The sequence below is a fragment of the Mesosutterella porci genome (assembly GCF_022134585.1).
Classification (GTDB): domain Bacteria; phylum Pseudomonadota; class Gammaproteobacteria; order Burkholderiales; family Burkholderiaceae_F; genus Mesosutterella; species Mesosutterella porci.
Genome location: NZ_JAKNCT010000003.1, coordinates 57819 through 79667 on the forward strand (window position 1 = coordinate 57819; position 21849 = coordinate 79667).

Below are 21849 nucleotides of genomic sequence, written 5' to 3' on the forward strand. Positions count from 1 at the left end.
CCGCCCTCTGTTTAATCGCGTGAAAGGAAAACGCCATGGCTGTATTTACAAAGATCACGCCTAGCGAAGCCGCGGCCCTGATCGGCCGCTGGAACGCAGGACGTTTTGAGTCCCTCGAGCCGATCGCAACCGGCATCGAAAACACCAACTACGTCATCAATACCGACGCGGGGCGCTGGGTCCTTACGGTTTTCGAGAAGCTCACCGACGAGTCGCTGCCCTTTTATCTCTCGCTCATGGAGCACCTCGCGCAGCACGGCTGCAGGGTGGCCAGCCCCCTGCGCACCGTGAACGGCGACCTCTTTGAGCACTTCGGCTCCAAGCCCTGCATCCTCTGCGGATATCTCCCGGGCGAAGACGGACGCCGGGTGTCGCAGAAGGGCTGTGCCTCAATGGGCGAGACTCTCGCGCGGATGCACCTCGCGGTGAGCGACTTCAGGCTTAGCCTGGACAATCCCCGGGGGCTCGTCTGGTGGATCAAGACGATCCCCGTGATCCTGCCGCGCATTCCTGAGTCTCTGCGGCCCGACCTCGCCCACGAGCTGCAGGCCCAGATCGCGCTCCAGGGCAGCCCGGACTGGAAGAGTCTGCCCGCGGGGGCCTGTCACTGCGATCTGTTCCGCAACAACGCGAAGCTCGCCGATGTCGGCACTGCGCAGGAGCGGGTGACCGGGGTCTTTGACTTCTTCTTCGCAGGCTGCGTTCCCTTTGTCTACGATCTCGCCGTCACGATGAACGACTGGTGCAGCGATCCTGCGACCGGAGCCTTCCGGCCTGAGCTCACGAGCGCTTTTCTCTCGGCCTACAACGCGGTGCGGCCTCTTTCCGGGCTGGAACGCAAGATGTGGCGCGGGGCGCTGTGCGCCGCGGCGTTCCGCTTCTGGGTGAGCCGGCTCACCGACTTTTACATGCCCCGCGAGGCTGAGCTTCTCCATCCCCTTGATCCGGAAGAGTTCCACCGGGTGCTGCGCGACAGACAGACCTGCGCGCTGCCCTGGCCCGAGGGGGAGGGTCTCTGATGGGCGTCGTCTCGCAGATTAAAAACGGCCTGTCCTGGTTTTCCTCGAGCCTCCGGATCCTGCGCCTGCAGCCCCTTGGCTTCACGGCGGTCGCTTCGGTCTACGTGATGACGATGGCGCTTTTCGGGATGCTGCCCTGGGTGGGGCTCGTCTTTGCGGGACTGTTCTGGCCCTTCGGGACGTTGCTCATCGCAAAGGGCGGCGCAGACTCGCTCTCCGGGCGCAGGCCCACGCTTGAAATCCTCTTCCAGTCCTGGCACCGGACCGACACGAGGCTGAGGATGCTGCGTGTCGGCATCCTCTACGCCATGATGATCGTGCTCGTGTCAATCATTTGGGAGTTTCTTGCCGCAGACGACATCGCGAAGTGGGAGATCAGCGCCGAGGGACGCATCAACTGGGACTCCGCCGCGCAGCACGTCCCCTACGGAGCGATCGTGGCGGCCCTGGCCGTCTACATCCCGTGCGCCATGGCGCTGTGGTTCGCGCCGCTGCTGATCTACCTGAAGAACCTGCCGCTGCCGAAGGCCCTCTTTTTCTCGTTCTTCGGATGCCTCTCGAACCTGCCCGCCATTGCGGTCGCCCTTTTCCTCGCCTTCAGTGCGACGGGGCTGCTCATGGGGCTCACCGCTCTTTTTGTCTCGGTTTCAGGCCTGGGCGCGGTCGCACTTTTCTTTCTTTTTCCCGTCTCCTTCCTGTGCACCGCCCTGATCTACGGCACCTACTACCCGATGTGGAAGACGGTTTTCAGCGAGGTCACGTTCGAGGGACCCCGCTCGGAGCGGCCCGCGGGCTTTTAAGGGGCGGGCTCCGAGCCGCCCTCGGACAGCCCCAGCTCCAGCTGCGAGGCGCCGGCCTCCAGCTGCTCGTCCCGGTCACCCCTTGAGACCGAAAGCCCGACAAGCCGCACTCCGGCGGCCGGAAGCCTCACCTCGGCTGCCAGCTCTCTGGTCAGCCGCCTGATCTCCTGCGGAGACTGCAGCGGGTGCCCGAGGCTCTTCGAGCGCGTGACGCCCCGGAAGTCCGGCAGCTTGAGCTTGAGTGTCAGGGTCGAGCCCAGAAAGCCGCTTCGGGCGAGCCGCCTCATCAGCGAAAGCTCCACGGGCTCAAGCTCCCTTAAAACCTCCTCAAGGGTGACCGCATTGCTCTCTAGCGTGGTTTCGCTCCCGACGGACCTGCGGACGTGCACCGGCGTCACGGGCCTCTCGTCGATGCCCCGGCTGAAGCGGTAGCAGGATTCGCCCGCAGCCCCGAAGACCTGAACGAGCGCCCCGAGGCTCCACTTCCTCAGATCGGCTCCCGTCTCGATGCCTGCCTCGCGCATCTTCGTGGCCGTGACCGGACCCACTCCCCAGAAGTCCTCGATCGGCAGCGCCGCTATGAACTCGACCGCGTCCTCGGGACGGATGACGAAAAAACCGTCGGGCTTGTTCCAGTCGCTCGCCACCTTGGCGAGGAACTTGTTGAACGAGACCCCGGCCGAGGCGACCAGGTGCAGCTCGCGGCGGATATCCTGCTTGATCGCGGCGGCGGCCTCCGGCCCCGAGAGCCTTCCCTCGCTTACGTCAAGGAACGCCTCGTCGATCGAGATCGGCTCCACGAGCTCGGTGTAGCGCCGGAAGATCGCACGCACGCTCTCGGAGACCTGCCGGTAGCGCTCCATGCGCGGGCGCACAAACACAAGCTCCGGACAGAGCGCCTTCGCCTTGAAGGAAGGCATCGCGGAATGCACGCCGAACGCCCGGGCCTCGTAGCTCGCGGTGGCGACCACGGAGCGGCCTTCGCCGCGGCCCACCGCAATCGGCCTGCCCCGCAGCTCCGGGTGGTCGAGCTGCTCGACGGAGGCGTAGAAAGCGTCCATGTCGATGTGGATGATTTTGCGGTAGGGGCGTTTCATGATGAGCTTATTCTACGAAACGGCAAAAAGGAATCGGAACCCTCGGGCTGCTGTAGAATAGGCGCCTCTTAATTTTCAAGCCTTTAAGTTTTTTCCCGCGGCAGCGCCCTGCCGCGGCCGCTCTATGCCCAGCCAGCCTGCGTCAAAAGCCTCTTTTTCCGTGTCCTCTCCCGCTCCCTTGCCCGAGGAAAGCGAAAAGTCCTTCCCCATCTACGGCAGCGACATCACGGACATCCTCCCGCCCGAGCAGTTCCTGTGGCAGGTGCAGGGGGCCTACCCGGGGTTTGACGCGCAGATCCGGACGCTTTACACCGCGCAGAGAAAGCTGCGGCACATTCCCGAGTCGGCCTGGCCCGAAGATGTTTTGATCCCCTCCGATTTCTATATGCAGGGCGTGGTGCTGCCCGAGCTGCAGGGACTCCCGCCCGAAGGCGGCGAGGAGAGTTCTGAGCTCCCGCCGTCCTGTCCGAGGCCGGACGGCTCCGCCTGGGAGGCGCCCGAAAAGGAAGAGTACGGGGAATCGTTCAAAGCGGCAGGCTTCAAGATCAGCGCCGCCCTGAGGCACGCCTTCGCCTTCGCAAAAGAGTCTGTGGACCATTTCGACGAGGACGAGGCCGAAGGCCAGAACTTCGTGCTCAGCCCGGAGAATTACGCCGAGGTCGTCACCAGCGTTCAGACCCGGCTCGCGGCCGCCTCCTGGGAGGTGTTCAAGGACGTGATCGCCTACAGTGCCGAGGACGCGAAGATGATCAGGCGCACGGGGCCCGGCCTTGGAGACTTCCTGCCCGACTCGTTCTTCAAGCCTTTCAATTCGCCCTGCTTCTGGCTTTCTCTGACTGGCCAGGGCATCGAGATGCTGGGCGAGCCCTGCCTCGGCTGCTTTGTGTTCCGGGGACGCAGCGCCGCCTCCGCCGAAGCCTCGCTCAGCGTGGGCTTCGTCTCCAAAAATTCCTATTTCGACTACGCCATTCCGCTGCCGCGCCACGCCACCCTGGGCTTCATCCTGGAGAGCGCCGGGGACTTCCTGTCCACGGACGGCGAAAAAATGCCCGAAAGGCAGAAAAAACGCCTGATCGACGACCTGAAGTCGACGTGGTCGAAGGTGTTTCCCCTGATCGCGCACGTATACGGGCACCTGCCCGCGCAGGCGCTGTTCGCGAGGCGCCAGGCTCTCGGCCGCAGGATCCTCGGCAGGGGGGCGCCCATGAATTCCCCCAAAATCCATGTCTGGCGCTGGAGCGCGGCGAAAAAGCGCTTCATCCACCGGCTGCACCCGGCGCTGCTCTGCGGCGGGCTTCGCCGGGACTTCCTGCAGGAATTCATGGAAAACGAAGAGCGCGCCCCGATCGAAGTGGAGCAGGACCCCTCGCAGCAGCCCATTCTCAATTAGGCTTGGGAGGAGAAATCGAGTAGGAGGCGGGCGGTTCGCCCGCCGTCCTCTCACACCACCGCCCGTATCGGTCTAGCAGGGAGGCCTCGCGGTCTGTTTTACGGCGATTTCCTCCGGATCTACTTCCATTCCACTGGCTTGCAGACCAAGCTGAGTCAGCACCATCCGTGGGATTTCAGAAAATCGTTGGAGAGAGTCGTGGCAAGGATTTGGGAGTGCGCCACGCGCCAGTACGACTTGCGCGTGTTCGCCCATCGGAGCGCCACCGGGTGTGGGCACCCAAGCCTCCGAAGTGCCTTGCAGCGGGTTCGCACCTTCTTCCAAGTCTTCCACAGCAGCTGGCGGATGCGTCTGCGCGTCCACTCGTCAATCTGCTTCATCCATGTCGAGAGGTTTGCGAGCCTGAAGTAGGCTCCCCATCCGGTCAGCTTCTGCCGCAGATCTTCCTTGACAGCCTCAAGCCTCTTCTTCGGAGACCTGCTCAGCAGGGATTTGACGGCCTCCTTGAGCCTTGCCTTCGACTTGGCATGCACAGTCGGCAGGGTGCGCCTGTCCTTTGCCTGGATGTGAAACCCGAAGCCCAGGAACTTGACGCCCCGGGCGATGAAGCTCACGCCCGACTTGTCCTGATTGACCTTGAGGAGCATCCGCTTCTCAAGGAACCGGGAGGTTCGTTCAAGCGTCCGCTCCGCGCCCTCCTGCTCCTGCACAGGATGATCAGATCGTCAGCATACCTGACGAAGCGATGGTGCCGCGCTTCCAGCTCCTTATCCAATTCATCAAGATAGATGTTGGCAAGGAGCGGCGAGAGCGGCCCGCCCTGCATCAGTCCTACCTCCGGCCGGATCACCTCCCCGCGCCCGTGTCTATGCCCGACTTGAGCATCCGGTGGATCAGCGATATGACCCGCCTGTCCTTGATCCGCACTGACAGCTTCCTGATGAGTCGGCTGTGGTCCACGGTGTCGAAGAACTTGGCGAGGTCGATGTCCACTGCCCACTTGAACCCGGCATCGGCATGGCCGATGCACCGGAGGATCGCGTCAGACGCACCCCGGTTCGGCCTGAAGCCGCAGTTCGAGTCCGAGAACGTCAGGTCGTAGCGCATCCCGAGCACCTGCGCCACGGCCTGCTGGGCAAGCCGGTCGAGGACTGTCGGGATTCCAAGATCTCTGTATTTCCCTTTCTCTGGTTTAGGAATGGTCACCCGCTTCACGGGGGAGGGGCGGTAACGCCCCTCGCGCACCGCGCTCGTGAGATCGCCCGGGTGGCTGACGATGTAGTCCCGAAGCTCTTCGGTCCTCATCCCGTCCACGCCGGGAGCCCCTTTGTTCGACTTGACCTGCTTCAGGGCGAGCAGAAGGTTGGAGGGGCTCAGTATCCTCTCGCGCGTGATGCCCGAAAAGTCGGGCTCAGCATGTGTCGTCTCTTCCTTCGCTATGACGGTCTTTGCGCCCTCCCGGCACTCTTTCCCCGTTCCGCGGATAATCCGGTGCCGGGCAGGTTCTGGTTTTCTGCGCCATAAGACTTTGCATCTCCGGGATGACACTCCGCTGGATTCGGGCCTTCGCCGGCTGCTGCTCCGGTTACTATGCCCTCTGCTGACTTCTCGCGGCAGGCTTTACTCCATGAGCCGAGAGGCTTCATGTCCGCGAGATCTCCTCGGGTAAGAACACGTTCTTTCCCGCCATGCATCCGCCGCATTGACACCTCGGAATCCGGACAGCTGGGGACTTCGCCTTGTCTAGCAGGCTCATCCTTCCTCGTATGCCTTATGCGGTTCCTGTTCGTCGGATCGGCGGTTTGCCTCGGGCTTCCTTCAGATTCCGTCTCGCGGCGGACGCCCTTGCCTACGGCTATGTGCTTGGTGCTGTCTCCTGCACTCGGGACTTTCACCCGTTAGAACGCGCTCATGCCGAGCGCACTAGAACCGCGGGGCGCGGACGCCGCGTCCCGGCGGGAATGGAAAGGCGCTCAGCGGCCGCGCGAGCGCGTCTTCATCAGCCTCTGACGGTCGCGCTCCCACTGGCGCTTTGACTCGTCCTCGCGCTTTTCGAACTCGCGCTTTCCCTTAGCGAGCGCGAGGGTAAGCTTCACTCGTCCGCGCGTGAAGTGCATGTCCAGCGGGATGAGCGAGTACCCCTGGCGCTCGACGCGGCCAATCAGCCGCATGATTTCCTTTTTATGCATGAGCACCTTGCGCGTCCGGGTCGGGTTGGCCTTCTCGTGCGTGGAAATTTCATCGGTCGGGTTCATGTGGGCATTGCAAAGCCAGAGCTCCCCGCCGTACTCATAGACGTGGCTGTCTCCGATCTGCACCCGCCCCGCGCGCACGCTCTTCACCTCCCAGCCTTTCAGGACCAGGCCGCATTCGAACTTCTCCTCAACGGAATAGTTGAAATGCGCCTTGCGGTTGACGATATGGGGATTTGTATTGGCCACGGCTTATCCGTCCGAACTCTTTTCTCAAAAACAGAAACGCTCCCCTCTGGGACACGGGGACTGCCGCGGGCGGGAGCCTTCCATCAGCTAAAATTGGAGTTTTATTGTAGCAACGGCGGCCGCGCCCTGCGCGCACCGCCGGGATTTCAGCCTCTTCGGAGACTCGGGGACAGCGATGGCTGATCAAGGCATTCGGATATCCGCCGCCGGGAAAACAAAGGACGGACAGGTGCGGGAGATAAGCCTGATCGTGCCCAATGGCAGCACGGTCGAGCAGGCCGCGGAGATCGCGCGGGCCGCGGGCGGCTTTGTCTGCGGCGAGGAAAGCTCCCTTTCCGTCTGGGGCAAAAAAGCGGGACGCGGCCAGCGGGTCCGCGGGGACGACCGCATCGAGTGGACCGAACCGCTCGTAATCGACCCGGCTGAGGCCAGAAGGCTGCGGGCCGAGCGAGCGGCTGCCGCCCCCTCCCGGGGCCGGCACGGTAGCCGCCACCGCCTCATTTAAGCCGAACCGAAATTAAAAAGCGAAAAGCCTGAAAGCGGGGGCTCCCTCTTTCAGGCTTATTTTTTTATTATGCCTCTTTATCCTCCGGGCCTCCATAGGGACATATGCCCCTGGCGAAACGCCGCCTGCGGAGCGATGATGTTCTCGAAGGCAGAGAAACCACGAGGTCAGTAAACCCTCATTAAGGCTGGTTTCCGCCACAAGGCCCGGCCAAGGCGCTTCGAGCGCCGCACACTCCCGGGCCTTTTTCGTGCCCGGAATTCTCAAAGGCGGTCAATGGGTGTGAAGGTTCCGTCGGCATTCGGCCGGAACACATAGTGCTTCTTGAGATAAATGACATCGCGGCGGTTCACCGACTGCAGCTCGGCGAGGATCGCCGCCCGCGCAACAACATTCGCTCCCGCTTTTTTCGCCAGTGACTCGATGGCCTCCATAGATTCCCCGGTCGCGATGACATCGTCCACCAGCGCCACGTTTCTGCCGCGGATCTCCTCTGCGTCGCAGCCGTCGAGCCACAGCGTCTGCTCCTTCTGCGTCGTGATGGAGTGAACCGTATGGGAGATCGGGTTCTGCATGTAGGGCTTGCGGCTCTTGCGGGCCACGATGAAGTGTTTCATGCCCATGAGGCGGCTCATCTCGTAGCAGAGGATGATGCCCTTCGCTTCGGCGGTCATCAGCATGTCAACGTTGCGCGGAAGCCTCTCCACGAGCTTCGGGGCCACTGTCTCGACGAGCTCTGTGTCGGAAATGCAGACAAAGCTCGCCAGTCCCACGGAATCGGACACCTTCACATAGGGCAGCCTGCGCCGAATGCCCATGATCTCAAAGTCAAAATACTTCTGGTTCATCGCCCTTCCCCCGGCCCGGGAGGAGAGGCGCTTGTGCGGCCCTGCCCGCAAAAGCCCCTCCCGGCGCCCTGATTCTGTCCATTTCAACAAAACTGGAATTTTAAGAGCACAGGACGGATCAGGGAAGCGCGGCTCGCTCTTCCGCCTGCAGGAGGGCGCACACCCGCGAGGCAGGACAGGCCACGGCGCCGCCTTTTTTTACCTAGCCTCCATCCGCAGGGGAAATAATTATTTTCCCTTTTTTTCATGATGTTTATCAAAGGACGGCTCTTCCGCCAACAATCTTTTCATCGAGTTCAGAAACGCAACGCCAAAAAGGAGAACGCCATGTCGAAAGCCGTACAGAGAGGAAAAATCAAGAAGTCTCCCTGCGCTGAGGCCGTGAAGTACCTGATCCGGCCCGCGATCGAAACCGATCTCAAACGCTCCTACAACACCATCCTTGACATCAACAAGGCCCATGTCCTGATGCTCGCGAAGCAGGGCATCATCTCGCGCGACGACGCTAAGAAAATCCTAGCCGCCACGCTTCAGATTGAAAGCGAGAAGGACCATCCCAGCTTTGAAATCAACCCCGAGGTCGAGGATCTCTACTTCAACCTGGAGCGCTACCTCATCAAACTCACCGGGCTTGAGGTGGGAGGCAAGCAGCACACGGCCCGCAGCCGCAACGACCTCTTCGCCACGGAAATCCGCATGGATACGCGCCGCTACTACCTGAAGCTCGCCGGAATGATGAACGAGCTGCGGCGCAGTCTGATCGAGCTCGCGGAGAAAAACGTCGACACCGTCATGTCGGGCTACACCCATATGCAGCCCTCCGAGCCGATCACCTTCGGGCACTACCTCTCGGGCGTCTCCTTCGCCCTCGCGCGGGACTACGAGCGCTTCGAACAGTCCTGGAGGTCTCTCAACCTCTGCCCACTCGGGGGCGGCTCCATGGGCTCGACCTCGTTTCCGATTGATAGGAACTACACCGCGCAGCTGCTCGGGTTCGACGCCCCGGTTCAGAACTCGCTCGACTGCGTGGCCTCGCGCGACTACGTGCTGTCCATAGTGATGACGCTCGCGCAGACCGCGAACACAATGAGCCGCTGCGCGCTCGACCTTTACAACTGGGCCACGCCCGAGTACGGCTACATCGAGGTCGACGACTCCTGCGCCGTCTGCTCCTCGATCATGCCGCAGAAGAAGAACCCCTTTACCCTTGAGCACGTGAAAGCGAAGGCCGCCCATATGGAAGGGTTCATGATCTCCGTCTACAACGGGATGAAGAACGTCATTTTCTCCCACTGCCGCGACATCAGCGTGGAAACCCCGCGCTTCTTCTGGACCGCCATGCAGGAGATGGAGGCGGACATCGCGCTGCTTAACGTCACCGTGAAAACCCTCGGCGTGAAACCGAAGCGGATGCTGAACAACGCGCGGAAAAACTTCTGCACCGTCACCGAGCTCGCAAACTACCTCGTGCGCTATGACGGAGTCTCCTTCCGCGAGGCCCACGAGATCATCGCCGATGTCGTCGCCAACATGTGCGACCGGGAACTTACGAGCGCTGACATCGATCGCGGGGCGATCAACGAGGTGAGCCGCAGCCTCTTCAATTTCGAAACCAAGCTCACCGACGAACTCGTGCGCGAGGCTCTCGACCCCTGTCGCGTGGTGCAGGAGAAGAAATGCATCGGAGGTACGGCTCACGAGGAGGTGCTGCGTCAGATCGGCCTTCTCCGCGAGGAGCTCGTCCAGGACGAAAAGCGGCTTGCCGAGCGCCGGGAGCACACGGAGAAGGCTGCCCGGAAGCTTAAAGAGGCCGTGCAGCAGTTCGTGGCTTAAGGCGTTTCAATAAGCCGCCCACCCTAAGGACCTGACGGGGTCTTCCCCGGCAGGCCCTTTGCTTTACTGTCCTTCCTTCACGTCCCTCATGACATCCGCCAAGGATGAAAAATCCTAAGCGCCTTTCCTAATTTGATATTCTGAAGCTTAATCGGAGCCTCCTCGCTCTTTTTCCCAGAAAGCCCGGTGGCACCCCGCGAAATGAAGTCGTACAGCGACCATGAAAAAAGGCAATTTTTCTACTGTGTTTCTGAAGGATCGGGTGGCTGTGCTTCTCTCTTTGGGAAAAACGCACAGTTTCACGGCCACGTCCAGGCAGCTCGGCGTCAGCCAGTCTTCCATCTCGCGCATTGTGAACGACCTTGAGGCAGAGCTTGGGATCGCGCTGATCGACCACTCGGTTCGCCCCATTAGATTCACGCCCGAAGGCGCGGCGCTGCAGAAATTCCTTCTGGCCGAATCCCAGAGCATTGGCGCATACCTGCAGGGCCTGCGGGATAAAAATTTCCTACAGCCGCGGCTTAGGATCGGTATTGTCGAAAGCGTCGCGAGAATTCTTGCCGAACGGATCGTGCAGTCTCTTAATTCAGAGTGTTCGCATATCATCGTCATGACGGGGATCGCAGCTTATCTTCTGCAGAAGCTCGACGAGGGGCAGCTAGACGTCATCATCTGCTCCGACCCGTTTACCAACAGGAACGATCTCAGCCGGACGTTCCTTTTCCGGGAGCCCTCCATAGTCATCGCCCCAGGATCGCTGAAGCTGACAACACCGCCGTCCTGGCACGATCTTCAGTACTGCGGACTGCCCATTATTCAGTACCATCCGAACAATTCCGGCGGAAAACTTCAGCAGAAGCTCTTCAACCGCCTCGGCCTGCATTTCATCAACCGCCTTGAAGCCGACATCAACGCAGTGCTGCTGACATTCGTTTCCAACGGCCTCGGATGGGCCCTGACGCGTCCGACATCCCTAGTCCAGCATCCGGAGCTGATAGCCGGCATCCGGTCGTACAGGATGCCGAATCCCGTTGCGGCCAGAGAGCTCTACGTCATATCCCGCAACGGGGAATTTTCTGAACTGACCGGCAGGATCACGGAAATTGCCGCCTCAGTCTTTACGGAAAGAATCATTCCAGAAATCAAGACGTTTGCACCCTGGACCCTGGACTACATGTTTGTGGCAGCAGGCAAAGACGGCGCTCGAAGACCTGTAGGAAAAGGAATCGAGAGCAACCCGCTTGTGCTCTGAGCGGCAGGGCTCATGCTCTTTCAGGGTGAAGAAAGAAATTCCAGACAGCTGTAAAGGTGGGTCTGGAACACGCGGTCAAGCTCATCGAAATCCACATACTCATCGGGAGCGCCCATATTACCTCCCTCTACTCCGCAGCTGTAGCAGGGAATGCCTCTCGCCTCAAGCTTGAAGCGATACCTTCCTTTCTCCGCAAATCGAATGACTCTGGTCGAACCCACATCGGCAATAAGGCAGACATCCACGGACTTCAGGTCTTCCATACTGCGCAGCAGAAAATCCGTACCGTGCTTCCCCCCGGCTTCTTCTCAGCCCACCAGACTCAGCATGAGCTCTCCGTTCCATAAGTCACGATGCTGCGCCATGAAAATGAAAGTGGACAACAACGAGGCGCATCCGGCTTTCATGTCTGAAACGCCTACGCCATAAAGACGCCGCCCAATCACCTCGCCGCCTAAAGGCGGATGCCGCCAGCGTTCCGGGGCCACAATCTCGAAAGTATCCAGATGCCCGTTAAGCAGCAGCGAATTTGCATACCGGACAATGGCGCGCGTGTCGGAAGGGGGAGTCACGGAATTAATTTTGGAAAGGCCTGCTGCCGTGGCTTCAACCTGAGGAAACAGTTCTTCGAACTTTAGGAGCATTGTTGATCTCCCTGCGCATATCGGACCCGCGGTCTGCCGCCGCCCGGCATTGCCGTTCGCTGCGGTATCCGCTGTAAAAAAAGCATTTCAAGCAAACGGCTAGACTTTACGATAAGCCTTGTATTTTTGGAAAAGCGCCTCCATGCGGTCAGGATCCACCAGATTCGAAAGCTCAAAAATCTCTTCAATGACTTCCCTGGGAAGAATTTTCATCTCGAGTGCGGCCTGTCGACAGGACAAATGGTGATCCAGTGCGTAATGCGCCACTTTGGTGCCGATATCGTAGCCAAAAATAGTCGAGATCATAGTTGAGGTCGAAGTCGACTGCTCAGCCACTTCCGCACAGTGCCGCTTATTCGGGGTGAATCTGGAAACAATTCGGTCAGCGAAAAGATTCATCGCGTTCGAGAGCATATGGCAGCTTGAGATAATGGCCCGAATCGGGATGCCGGATGATGCGCCCAAATCGAGCCATCCGGACTGAACTCCCAGAGTGACAGCTGAATTATTTGCGGTCACACGGTTTGCAACGGAGATGAGCAGTTCAGCGTAATCAGGCTCTCCCACTTTCCTTGCGGGCCAGGTGATTTCTCGCAGACCGAATCGGGGGCCGCTGCCCATGATGCGCAGATCCCGGGCCACTTTCCATGCTTCGGTTGCCAGGGCAAGAATATGCGCATGCGCGATGATGAGCCCGTCGAGCGCCATCATTCCGTCCATCACGTTTTCTTCCGGAACCATTTCCCGTCCCAAGACATCGGAAAGATGCCTGTGGATCACTGCTCGGAATCCGGGCAGGCAGCCCATGCCGGTGCCGACCGCCGTACCGCCGAGGCAACTGTGATTCCAGCGACGCTGCTCGACCTTAAGCCTGCCTTCCATGCGCCGGATACCGTGTGCATAAGCTCCCAGAATCTGTCCGAGTGTTTCAGGGACTGCGTCCTGCAGTCCTGTCCGTCCAAGCTTGAGGACATCGCGGGTTTCGGTCGCTCTTTTTTCTAGCGCGGATGCAAACCGCCCCGCAGCACCGATCAGCCGCTCAAGTTCCCAGTAAATAACAATATCTTTCGCAGACGGGATGACATCGTTGGAAGACTGCCCCATGTTGACGTGAGTATTGGGGTGAATCCCGCCCAGAGTCTTGTCTCCCGTCATGAGTTCGTTGGCGCGGTGAGCGATCACCTCGTTAACCGCCGCATTGAGCGGAGTCCCCGATCCTCTGAAGATATTGATGCAGAAGTTTCCGGAAAATTTCCCGTCGGCCACCTCGCGGCCCGCCGCTTCGATATATCTTGCCTTTACGGCGTCCAAAGCGCCTATCTCGGCATTCGCCCGGGCGCAGGCAATCTTAATCAACGCCACCGCCTGCGCGTATTCCGGGTAATCATCCAAATCAAAAGGTCCGACCGGAAAACAGACGCGATGCCGTTCGGCAACGCTTCCGTAGTACACGTCGTCAGAAAGCTCAAGATCCCCGAAGCCGTCATGTTCAATCCGCATTTGTCTTCTCCCAGTCGGAGTTCAGCGCTTTTTTTAGATCATCGAACGAAAGTCCGTTTTTCGTGATCCTTAATTCCTCAGCTTCTGAACCCGCTCCGCCGGCGAAGAACTGATTCGCATGAATCGCGCTTGCCTCTGTGATTCCGAAGCCTTTCAGACATTTTTCGGTGAAAAGCCTGCTGCCCCGGTCTATGAGCTCGAGCGACTCAGTCGCCATGATGAAGGCTCCGCCAGATTGGTACGAACCGTCGAAATCCAGCTCGTTGTATGAGTAAACCGACATCTGGTCTGACGCAAGAATATGCTCCGCTTCCTGCAAGAGGAGCATCGGCATGCTCGGGTTGATTTTCCCGGGCATGATTGTGGATCCCGGCGCGATAGCCGGGAGAGTAATCTCAGCAATCCCGGCTCGGGGTCCGGAACCATAAACGAAAAAACCATGGCACATGCGCGTGAAGGCCATCGCCGTCAGGCGGACATCGGACATTAGAATCATGAGCCTGTCACTGCCCATGAGCTGATCTAGCGCAGCGCTGCCCGCGGGAATCCCTTCCGCATCCTGAGGAGCAGCCATGGGGAGGCTTGACCTCGATGCAATTTCAGCACAGAGGCTGCGCGCGTAGTCTCTGGGAGCCAGGTAAGAGCCAAGGACAAACGAGCCGGCCAGCGACACGCTGAAAAGCTTCAAATCCGCCTGAAGCCTGCCGCGCGCACGCTCAACTGAAAGGGCCAGAGCCCCGAAAACCTGCCCCCATGTCGAAAGAGCATCTTCGGCCATATGGGTGCGGCTCACGCGGACTTTGTCCGAAAACTCCAAGGCCTTGCGGCGCAACTCCTGTTCGAGAATTTCCGTTCCTTCCAGAGCCTTGCGCAGTCTTCTGCCGATCACAACACTTTCAACAGCCTGTGAAAGAACGGGTACGGTCTGTGCCAACGCGGCTTCCCGCTCGGCGATCCCAGTCTTACAGGCCAACCATTTGTTCATCTTGTGATCGAGAACCGAAAGATCCTCGACCCAGAATTCGCAGAAAAGTTCAGGCGGTGCCTTTTCCTGAATTTCGGCGCACGCCCTGACGATCTTTTCAGCCTTTTCCCTTTCGAGCAGCCCCCATTCGGCGTTTGCCGCAGCAAACGAGACCTTGACAAGCGCAAGAGCTTCAACGACATCGGGGAATTTTTTCAGACTCATGCCGGTGATGGCTTCATTTTCCATGCTGATTCTTCCCATTTCAACATCTGATAAAGACAAAGACCGCCGGCTCTTCATAAAGCCAGCGGTCTTTAAACAAGGCGGAGAGCTGCCAGAGTAATGCGACTCGACCGCCTTCAGCCGCCGATCATCTCGGAAGTGAGGCGATCCAGTTCGCTTTGAGCGGTGGCAAGACCCGCCCGGCGGGATTGAAGAGTGGCCTCATCTTTCACGAGCTGCTCCTCAAGAGCCGCGAGCTGCCGCTCGACTTCCTGGCGCGCAGTACCGCCCAGAACCTTCTTCGCCTCTACAATGCGGCGCGGATCCAGGGCTTCAGCAATCAGCTCGTCGGTAAGCTTCGTCTCAAAGCCGAATTCCTTTCTGGAGACCTCATTGATGGAGGCCCGGTCGAGTTCAGCGCAGGTGAGCTTCCTCTCGACCAGGTTGCCGACCACCGTAGCGATAATCTCGTGGGCTTCGCGGAAGGAGACTCCGTCATGGCGCACGAGGTAGTTGGCAAGTTCGGTCACCGTGCAGAAGTTCCGCCGAGCGTGGTCATACATCACGTCCTTGTTCACAGTGAGCGTTCTCATCGTAAGCTCGGCCAGCACGAAGTCAGATTCCATTTCCTGCATGGCGACGCGGAGATTTTTAGTCGTCTCAACGCTCGTATCCTTGCTGTGCGAATAGATGATGTTCTTCATGCAGGCATACATGGCCATGGCGTAGCCCGCCATATGCCCCGCCTTCGCCTTGATGTGCTCGAACGTGAAGGCGTTCTTTTTCTGCGGCATGATCGAGGAGCAGACGGCACAGGAATCATCAACTTCGATATAGCCGTATTCAGGCGTCGACCAGATGTAATTGTCGAAGGCGAGACGCGAGAGCGTATCGGCAGCCATGGCGAGAGTGGCCGTGATTTCAAGGGCGTAGTCACGGGAGGCCACCGTATCGATTGAATTCGGAATCGGCCTGTCAAACCCGAGGAGCTTCGTGGTCATCCAGCGGTCAATCGGGAAAGAGGTGGACCCCATAGAACCGCCGCCCAGCGGGCAAATGTTCAGACCCTGCCAGGCAGCCTCGTAGCGGCGGTAGTCGCGTTCCAGGCCTGTGAGCACTCCGGACAGATAATGCGCATAGGTAATGGGTTCGGAGGGTTGCATGTGGGTATAGCCCGAAAAAACCGCATCATAATTTTTCCGCGCCACATCGATTAGCGTCCGGCGTAGCTTCAGGAAATACTCACAGATCTTGAGGTAGTAATCGCGCGTATCCATGCGCACCACGGTGGCTCCCAGATCGTTGCGAGAACGCGCTGTGTGCTGCTGACCGCCGACCTCGAGCCCGACCATCTTTATGAGCCGACGCTCCAAGGTTGTATAAAGGTCCTCAATGCCAGAGTCTTTCTTGAAGTCCGGCGCAATCGGATTGGCCTCGATTTCGCGCGTTGCCTTCAGGATTTGCCGGCAGACATCGCGCGTAATGATGCCCTGCTTTTCGAGCATGAGAACATGGGCGCGATTCACTGTGAGGTAGGTGAAATAAGAGGTTTCGTAGTCGCTCTTGGCCACAGGATCGCTGATGTACTTGACAATCTCGGGAGCAATCGGCTTTTTAATGCGGCCGCGGTTGTTTTCAACAGACATGGTTTATCCCCCGGTTAAATCAAAGAAAAATGGACTGAAGGAAATAGGCGACAATCACGCAGGTCGTCGTCGCAGTGACGCAGGGTACAAGGAACGAGTGATTGATCACGTATTTCCCGATATGGGTCGTGCCGGACTGGTCGAAAGCCACGGTGGAGACCACAACGCCGGAGGTCGGCAGGAACGAGGTGCCGTTGACGGCCGGGTAAAGGCCAAGAAGGGTGTTGGCCGGCAGCCCTAGGGCAAAACCAAGCGGAATCAGGCTTCTGACGGTTGCAGCCTGAGAGTTAAGGAGCATAGAGCCGAAGAAGAGCACGAAGGCGAAAAGCCAGGGATAGCTCTTGAGAACATCGCTGATGCTACCGATCCAAAGCGCTTTGTGAGCGGTGATGAAAGTGTCTGACATCCAAGCGAGACCGAACACGCAGATCACAGCGGTCATGCCGGCCCTCATGATGGGGCTGGTGATCGCATTGCGGAGCTGGGGCTTGCAGAATGTGAGAATGAGACCGGCACCGACGAACATGCCGATTTGCAGCAGCGTGCCCATGCCGATCGGCTTGCCGCCGTCAGCCGGAGTGCGCAACGACGGGAACAGGCCTGTGATGACGACTGCGACCACGGACAGGACAAAAAGCGCAGCGGCAAGCTTCGCGTGGGGCTGAAGCGGAGGACGCTCGGACTTTGGGGCCATCTTACGAATGAGGCCGGCCTTGAGGCGGGCCTGGTACTCGGGATCGTCCTTGAGATCCTTGCCGTAATGCATCATGACAAGAGAGACAACCAGGACGGCTACAAGAGTCGAGGGAATCGTCACCTTCAGAATGTCAAGGATGGTCCAGTCATAGCCGTTTTTGGCGTAAAGCCCGATCAGAGCCGCCGTACAGGCGGCCACCGGGCTCGCCACGAGGGCCTGCTGAGCCGCCACACCGGAGGCGGTCATCGCGCGCTCGGGACGGATGCCCACGCCGTGGGAGACTTCATAGATCACTGGCATCAGAGACTGGGCAATGTTGGCTGTGCCCGCAAGGAAAGCGAAGAACCAGGTGACGAAAGGTGCGACCAGCACGATTCGGTTCGGATTGGCGCGGATGATCCTTTCTGCTATGCGGACCATGTAGTCCACCCCGCCCGCCGCGTCCATCACGGAAGCTGCGGTGGCGACCGCAATCATAATCAGGAGAACATCGACCGGGGCAGACGTGGGGCGCAGCCCGAAAACAAATACCAGCAGGAACAGGCCGATGCCGCCCCAGATGCCAAGCCCTATGCCGCCGTATCGGGCTCCCATGGCGATCGCGCCGAAAACGACAACGATCTGAAGTATTGTGCTCAACATAAAGTTCTCCTTTGAAAGCGAAGACGGCGCGCTCGACCGCGTCTGTCCTTCTGCTGCCTAAGGTAATTCTTATGTTGGTACCAATGACCTGCTAGCAAATTCCGCCTTACACAAATGAATTATGCGGCCAGCGGATGATGGCTATGGGAAAAACTGTAACCGGTTCCGTTATTTCCAACGCAGATCGACTTCTTCGAAGCAGTCCCTGAACCAGGGGACCAGAGTTTTAAGCTGAGGCTCCAGAGTCTGCGTGAAAATATCCCTGCTCAGAGAGAAAACTCTTTCATGCAGCAGCAGCGGGAAACTCTTTCTGGAGAGGACAAAAACCTCGCGAAGCATCGTTGGTGTCGGCATCGGCAGCACTGCGAGCTCCGGAAGAATCCATCTGTTTTTCAGCAGGGCCGTCGGCCGGGCGATGGTCCAGCCTGCATCGCCCGCGATGAGGGGAAAAAGAATCGTTGAGGTGTCGGCCTGAAGCGAACCCACGAGCTCGATGCCATGAGAAGTCAGATATTCTGTGGAGAGCTTGCCACCCCCCGTTTCCCGGTAATAGCGCATATAAGGCCTTCCGCAGAAGCGAAGCGCCGTCCAGTTCGGCTGCCGCCAGTCGAGTTCAGATGCCATTTTTTTGGACATGACCAGAACGCTTGGCTCCTCAAAAAGTACGTTCCGGTGAATGTCCACAGCCTGGGACAGGGCTTCCGATGCGATCAGAAGGTCAATCTGGCCGGAAACTCCCTTTTCAAGCAAGCGGTCGTTGGTGCCTGTGAGGCATGTGATTGAACTCGTCTCTGCGCTCAGCCTGCGAATAAGCTCGACACCCAGGGTTGAGCACAGGCTGTCCACAACTCCCAGCCGAAGGGCCGGCTTGCGGCGGCTGATCCCCCGGATCTGGTGCACGAGCTCAGGCAGCCCCTGAGCCCGTCCTCGAAGCCCCTCCTCAAGCAGCCTGCCCTCTTCGGTTAGCGCTATAGGTCTGTGAGTGCGATTGATGAGCGCAGCGCCGATTTCTTCCTCAAGTTCCGTTATCCGGCGCGAAACGGAGGACTGCGACAGCCCGAACTGCGCTGCAGTGGCGGAAAAGTTTCGGGTCTTCGCGAGACTCAGGAAAATCTCCGCTGGCAGCGACAGGAAATAGCTGATGCCGGGGATTCTCCCCACCGGGACTTCTTCATCATTTTTCGACATCGCTTTCTCTTCAGATTTGCGCCCTGCGAATAATGATCATGATATCAGCGCAAATCATTAGAAAAGGCGCTGAAACGGCCGAAAAATATTTTTAAGGAAGGAAAAAGGATATCTTCCCCCACCCCTTCGAAATTGATTCAGCCGGAGAATATTATGCGAATTGAGAAAGACGCCCTTGGGGAACTGCCGGTTCCTGACGAGGCTTACTACGGCATCCAGACCGTCCGGTGCTCTGGCAATTACGACGTGACGCGCCACACGTATTCCGAATACCCGGAGGTGATCCGGGCGATGGCTGAGGTGAAAAAGGCCTGCGCAATCACAAACGCCCAGATCAGCGCACTTGACCGAAGAAAATCCGAGGCGATCGTGCAGGCCTGCGATGAAATGATTGCCGGCAGGTTTGACAAAGAGTTCCGTGTGAAGATCTACCGCTCGCAGGGCACCGGGGTCAATATGAACACCAACGAGGTGCTCGCCAATCGGGCCAACGAGATTCTCACCGGACACCGCGGCTACGATCAGGTTCATCCCAACACGCACGTGAATATGTGTCAGAGCTCGAACGACGTATTTCCGACCGCGGAAAATATCGTTTTCCACCGGCTCATAGACAAACTCGGGAAGAGCGCCGAGCACTTTGAAACCGTCCTCCGCAGCAAGGCGCTGGAATTCAAAGACACGGTGAGGCTCGCCCGCACCGGGATGCAGGATGCCGTTCCCAACACTTGGGGACAGGTTTTCGGCGGCTGGCAGTGCATGATCCAGAGAACCCGCAGGGCCCTGCTCTCCTATAGCTCAGTTTTCCAAAATATCGTACTGGGCGGCACTGCGGTCGGCACTGGCATGGGACAGCAGCCCGGGTACGCCGAACATATCTACCAGAATCTTTCCAGCGTGCTGGGCTTTGAGGTCCGCTGGGCCCGCATGGACAACGAAGTAATCCCCGATAGCGCCATTTTCGACGGCATGCGCAACACCGATCACCAGATGATGCTCGCAGCTCATGTCAAGGCGCTTGCCACGGCTGCCGGACGCATCGCCAGCGACCTGATGCTGGTTTCATCCGGCCCCAGATCTGGACTGCGCGAAGTAACTCTGCCGAAATTCGGCAAAGGATCAAGCAGCTATGAATTGGGAAACGAACCCTATCTGCCGGAAGTCATGATGCAGGTCGCCCATCAGGCAATTGCCGCCGAGCAGATGGCGACTTACGCCGCAAACGAAGACCAGCTCGACCACGGCTCGAGCAATTCCGGGGGCTTTATTGAACTAATCGACACGATGAAAACGCTCACTCAGGCCCTTCTTCTGTTTGCCGACCAGTGCGTCGCCGGCGTCCGGGTGGACGAAGAAGTCTGCCTCCGCAATGCCGAGTACTCCGGCTCCCTTTCCACCATGGTGAGCGCCCTTTACGGGTACCCCACCGGCGTGAAGATCGCCAAACTTGCGGCAAAGGAAGGTATTACCTGCAAGGAGGCCGCGCTTCAGGAGCACCTCCTGCCGCCCGGCGTGGCTGAGGAGCTTTTCGATGTCCGCAGGCTCACGGATCGAAAAGCTACCGTTGAAATGTTCCGCAAATACGGAAAGCTTCGCAAGATTTCTTAAACCCATTCAAGGCAGGGATGATTCAAAAATGGTAAACATGCAGCTCATCAATCTCGGAAAGCTTCGGCTTGATACCTACCCGGAGCTTGTGAAAGCGGTTGCAACGGTGAAAAAAGCCGCGGCACGCGGCAATGCCCAGTGCGGGAGAATCTCAAAGGAAAAGGCTGAGGCCATCGCCAAAGCCGCTGACAAACTGGCCGAAGGAGGCAGCGCGCTTGAACTGCTTTCAATTTACCGCGTCATGGGCTCACCCTTGAACCGCGCCGCAAACTGCTGGCTGGCGAAGGAGGCCGCCGAACGCTCCGGCCTTGAAATCACCGCAGACGAAGTGAATGCTTCGCAGACCCCGACGGACGTCTCGGTCACTGTAGTCAACCTCACGGCCATTGAAGTCCTTCAGGAACTGAAGGATGCTTCCGCCGCCTTCGCTGAAGAACTCCGCTCGCAGGCCGGGCAGTTTTCCGACGTTGTCAAATGCGGGCGCGTTATGCTTCAGGATTCTCTGCCTGTAAATCTAGGGAAAGAGTTTCAGGCCTGGGCGCACTCGATTGACAGGTGCCGTGGGCGAATAGAACAGGAGATCCGCGAGCTGTCCATCTCCCTGCTTGGGGCGGGAGACGTGGGAACCTCGCTGGATGTTCCGGAAGGTTTCCCCCTGGCAGCTGCAGATGAACTCAGCCGAGCAACCGGCCTGCTGTTCAAGCCGGATGCGGATTTCATGGATGGGATCACCGCGGTTGACCGCCTCTGCTCCGCACATGCATGCATCCAGTCCTTGGCAACTGCCTACTGGCGCATCATGCACGATCTCGAATTCCTTTCATCCGGACCTCGTACGGGGATCCGCGAAATAGCACTTCCGGCAGTCGCCCCGGGCTCTTCTATTATGCCCGGAAAAATCAATCCCACGATGGCTCAGCTGGGCGCACTCCTAGCCGACAGCGTCTCGTCCAACGCAGCCGCGCTCGCTTCGTCCCTGCAGTCCGGATGGCTGGCAGAAGGCATGCGCTCCACGATTCCGGTCAAAATGATCATGGACTCAGGCATTCTTCTTGCTCGGGCGATGCTTGTGACAAAAAAGAAGCTGATTCACGGAATCACCGCACTTAAACTGCGAGCCCTAGGCCAGGCCGAAGACTCTGCCGCACTGATGATAGTTGTCGAAAAAGCTCTTGGAACAGAGGCGGCGGAAAAAGTGGCCCGCCGCATGGAAACTGACGGTTGCAACTGCAGAGACGCGCTTGTAAGGGAACGGATCCTTTCTGAAGAAAATGCTTCCCGCCTGCTTGACGTCACCACGCTGTCTACTCCAAGGAAAAACACGGCCTTGATCGAGTCCTTCAGAAACTCATAACTGGAAAAGCGAACTTTAACGTGCCCGGGCAATTAGACACTGCCCGAGTGTTGTTATGATCAAGCCAGACTATCCTGAAAGTTCTACAACAGGCACACGTTCGGTTGATTTCGGCTGAGTAGACCGCAGAAAGGGTATGTTTTCTGCGGTTTTTTCTTGACCTATTTAATGTTACTACATATAATATAGATAACAC

The 21849-nt window shown here is 58.7% G+C and carries 21 protein-coding genes; 8 read left to right on the forward strand and 13 right to left on the reverse strand.

The genetic code is table 11. From position 1 onward, the window contains the following. The first annotated feature begins 35 nt into the window (after positions 1-35). Together MAF45_RS03055 and MAF45_RS03060 are read left to right on the forward strand one after the other, a co-directional pair. Positions 36-1019, forward strand: a complete 984-nt coding sequence (locus tag MAF45_RS03055) for a homoserine kinase (RefSeq protein ID WP_237978082.1) — start codon at positions 36-38, stop codon at positions 1017-1019. Then, positions 1019-1819, forward strand: coding sequence for a BPSS1780 family membrane protein (locus MAF45_RS03060; RefSeq protein WP_237978083.1), 801 nt, complete (start codon positions 1019-1021; stop codon positions 1817-1819). Before MAF45_RS03055 ends, MAF45_RS03060 begins: the two co-directional genes overlap by 1 nt. On the opposite strand, the gene dinB is transcribed toward MAF45_RS03060, so the two are convergent. Continuing rightward, the gene (gene dinB, locus MAF45_RS03065; RefSeq protein ID WP_237978084.1) at positions 1816-2916 is read right to left on the reverse strand and encodes a DNA polymerase IV; all 1101 of its coding nucleotides are present in this window, start codon (positions 2914-2916) and stop codon (positions 1816-1818) included. The two genes, MAF45_RS03060 and dinB, sit on opposite strands and share 4 nt — an antisense overlap. A gap of 124 nt (positions 2917-3040) precedes the next feature. Here dinB and MAF45_RS03070 point away from each other — a divergent pair, with 124 nt between their 5' ends. Beyond that, a complete protein-coding gene (locus MAF45_RS03070) occupies positions 3041-4306 on the forward strand; it encodes a hypothetical protein (RefSeq protein ID WP_237978085.1) in 1266 nt (421 codons plus the stop codon). Positions 4307-4461: 155 nt separating this feature from the next. Here the strand turns inward: MAF45_RS03070 and MAF45_RS03075 are convergent, their stop codons facing one another. From MAF45_RS03075 to smpB, 4 genes are all read right to left on the reverse strand, one after another. Next, on the reverse strand, positions 4462-5016 hold the full coding sequence (locus MAF45_RS03075) for a group II intron maturase-specific domain-containing protein (RefSeq protein WP_237978086.1): 555 nt from the start codon (positions 5014-5016) through the stop codon (positions 4462-4464). After that, on the reverse strand, positions 4917-5132 hold the full coding sequence (locus MAF45_RS11435; protein ID WP_370659305.1) for a reverse transcriptase domain-containing protein: 216 nt from the start codon (positions 5130-5132) through the stop codon (positions 4917-4919). Before MAF45_RS11435 ends, MAF45_RS03075 begins: the two co-directional genes overlap by 100 nt. Before the next feature lie 20 nt (positions 5133-5152). Beyond that, positions 5153-5854 carry a reverse transcriptase domain-containing protein gene (locus MAF45_RS03080; RefSeq protein ID WP_237978087.1) on the reverse strand — a complete coding sequence of 234 codons (702 nt, stop codon included), beginning with the start codon at positions 5852-5854 and terminating at the stop codon, positions 5153-5155. A 425-nt stretch (positions 5855-6279) separates the two neighbouring features. Beyond that, entirely contained in the window at positions 6280-6747 is a 468-nt protein-coding gene (gene smpB, locus MAF45_RS03085) for an SsrA-binding protein SmpB (RefSeq protein WP_237978088.1), read from the reverse strand. A 175-nt stretch (positions 6748-6922) separates the two neighbouring features. Between smpB and MAF45_RS03090 the strand changes: the two genes are divergently transcribed. After that, a complete protein-coding gene (locus tag MAF45_RS03090) occupies positions 6923-7252 on the forward strand; it encodes an RnfH family protein (RefSeq protein ID WP_237978089.1) in 330 nt (109 codons plus the stop codon). A 263-nt stretch (positions 7253-7515) separates the two neighbouring features. Here MAF45_RS03090 and MAF45_RS03095 read toward each other — a convergent pair whose 3' ends face one another. Then, the gene (locus MAF45_RS03095; RefSeq protein ID WP_237978090.1) at positions 7516-8100 is read right to left on the reverse strand and encodes a phosphoribosyltransferase family protein; all 585 of its coding nucleotides are present in this window, start codon (positions 8098-8100) and stop codon (positions 7516-7518) included. 327 nt (positions 8101-8427) lie between these two features. Between MAF45_RS03095 and argH (MAF45_RS03100) the strand changes: the two genes are divergently transcribed. Both argH (MAF45_RS03100) and MAF45_RS03105 read left to right on the forward strand, forming a co-directional pair. Then, positions 8428-9933, forward strand: coding sequence for an argininosuccinate lyase (argH, locus tag MAF45_RS03100; protein ID WP_237978091.1), 1506 nt, complete (start codon positions 8428-8430; stop codon positions 9931-9933). A 220-nt stretch (positions 9934-10153) separates the two neighbouring features. Next, positions 10154-11185 (forward strand): LysR family transcriptional regulator, encoded by a 1032-nt coding sequence (locus tag MAF45_RS03105; protein WP_237978092.1) that lies wholly within the window; start codon positions 10154-10156, stop codon positions 11183-11185. A gap of 20 nt (positions 11186-11205) precedes the next feature. Here the strand turns inward: MAF45_RS03105 and MAF45_RS03110 are convergent, their stop codons facing one another. The 7 genes from MAF45_RS03110 to MAF45_RS03140 form a co-directional block, all read right to left on the reverse strand. Then, on the reverse strand, positions 11206-11448 hold the full coding sequence (locus MAF45_RS03110; RefSeq protein WP_237978093.1) for a hypothetical protein: 243 nt from the start codon (positions 11446-11448) through the stop codon (positions 11206-11208). Positions 11449-11493: 45 nt separating this feature from the next. Further along, the gene (locus tag MAF45_RS03115; protein ID WP_237978094.1) at positions 11494-11829 is read right to left on the reverse strand and encodes a M20/M25/M40 family metallo-hydrolase; all 336 of its coding nucleotides are present in this window, start codon (positions 11827-11829) and stop codon (positions 11494-11496) included. A gap of 99 nt (positions 11830-11928) precedes the next feature. Beyond that, on the reverse strand, positions 11929-13329 hold the full coding sequence (locus tag MAF45_RS03120) for a lyase family protein (RefSeq protein WP_237978095.1): 1401 nt from the start codon (positions 13327-13329) through the stop codon (positions 11929-11931). After that, positions 13319-14596 (reverse strand): lyase family protein, encoded by a 1278-nt coding sequence (locus MAF45_RS03125; RefSeq protein ID WP_237978096.1) that lies wholly within the window; start codon positions 14594-14596, stop codon positions 13319-13321. The genes MAF45_RS03120 and MAF45_RS03125 overlap by 11 nt, the downstream gene beginning before the upstream one ends. 59 nt (positions 14597-14655) lie before the next feature. Next, the gene (gene argH / locus MAF45_RS03130) at positions 14656-16164 is read right to left on the reverse strand and encodes an argininosuccinate lyase (protein WP_237978097.1); all 1509 of its coding nucleotides are present in this window, start codon (positions 16162-16164) and stop codon (positions 14656-14658) included. Between the two features lie 19 nt (positions 16165-16183). Further along, a complete protein-coding gene (locus MAF45_RS03135; RefSeq protein WP_237978098.1) occupies positions 16184-17503 on the reverse strand; it encodes an anaerobic C4-dicarboxylate transporter family protein in 1320 nt (439 codons plus the stop codon). Positions 17504-17671: 168 nt separating this feature from the next. Next, positions 17672-18691 (reverse strand): LysR family transcriptional regulator, encoded by a 1020-nt coding sequence (locus MAF45_RS03140; RefSeq protein ID WP_237978099.1) that lies wholly within the window; start codon positions 18689-18691, stop codon positions 17672-17674. 153 nt (positions 18692-18844) lie between these two features. On the opposite strand from MAF45_RS03140, the gene MAF45_RS03145 reads away from it, so the two are divergent. Both MAF45_RS03145 and MAF45_RS03150 read left to right on the forward strand, forming a co-directional pair. Then, the gene (locus MAF45_RS03145; RefSeq protein ID WP_237978100.1) at positions 18845-20299 is read left to right on the forward strand and encodes a lyase family protein; all 1455 of its coding nucleotides are present in this window, start codon (positions 18845-18847) and stop codon (positions 20297-20299) included. Further along, the gene (locus MAF45_RS03150; RefSeq protein WP_237978101.1) at positions 20223-21653 is read left to right on the forward strand and encodes a lyase family protein; all 1431 of its coding nucleotides are present in this window, start codon (positions 20223-20225) and stop codon (positions 21651-21653) included. The genes MAF45_RS03145 and MAF45_RS03150 overlap by 77 nt, the downstream gene beginning before the upstream one ends. Positions 21654-21849 lie beyond the last annotated feature (196 nt).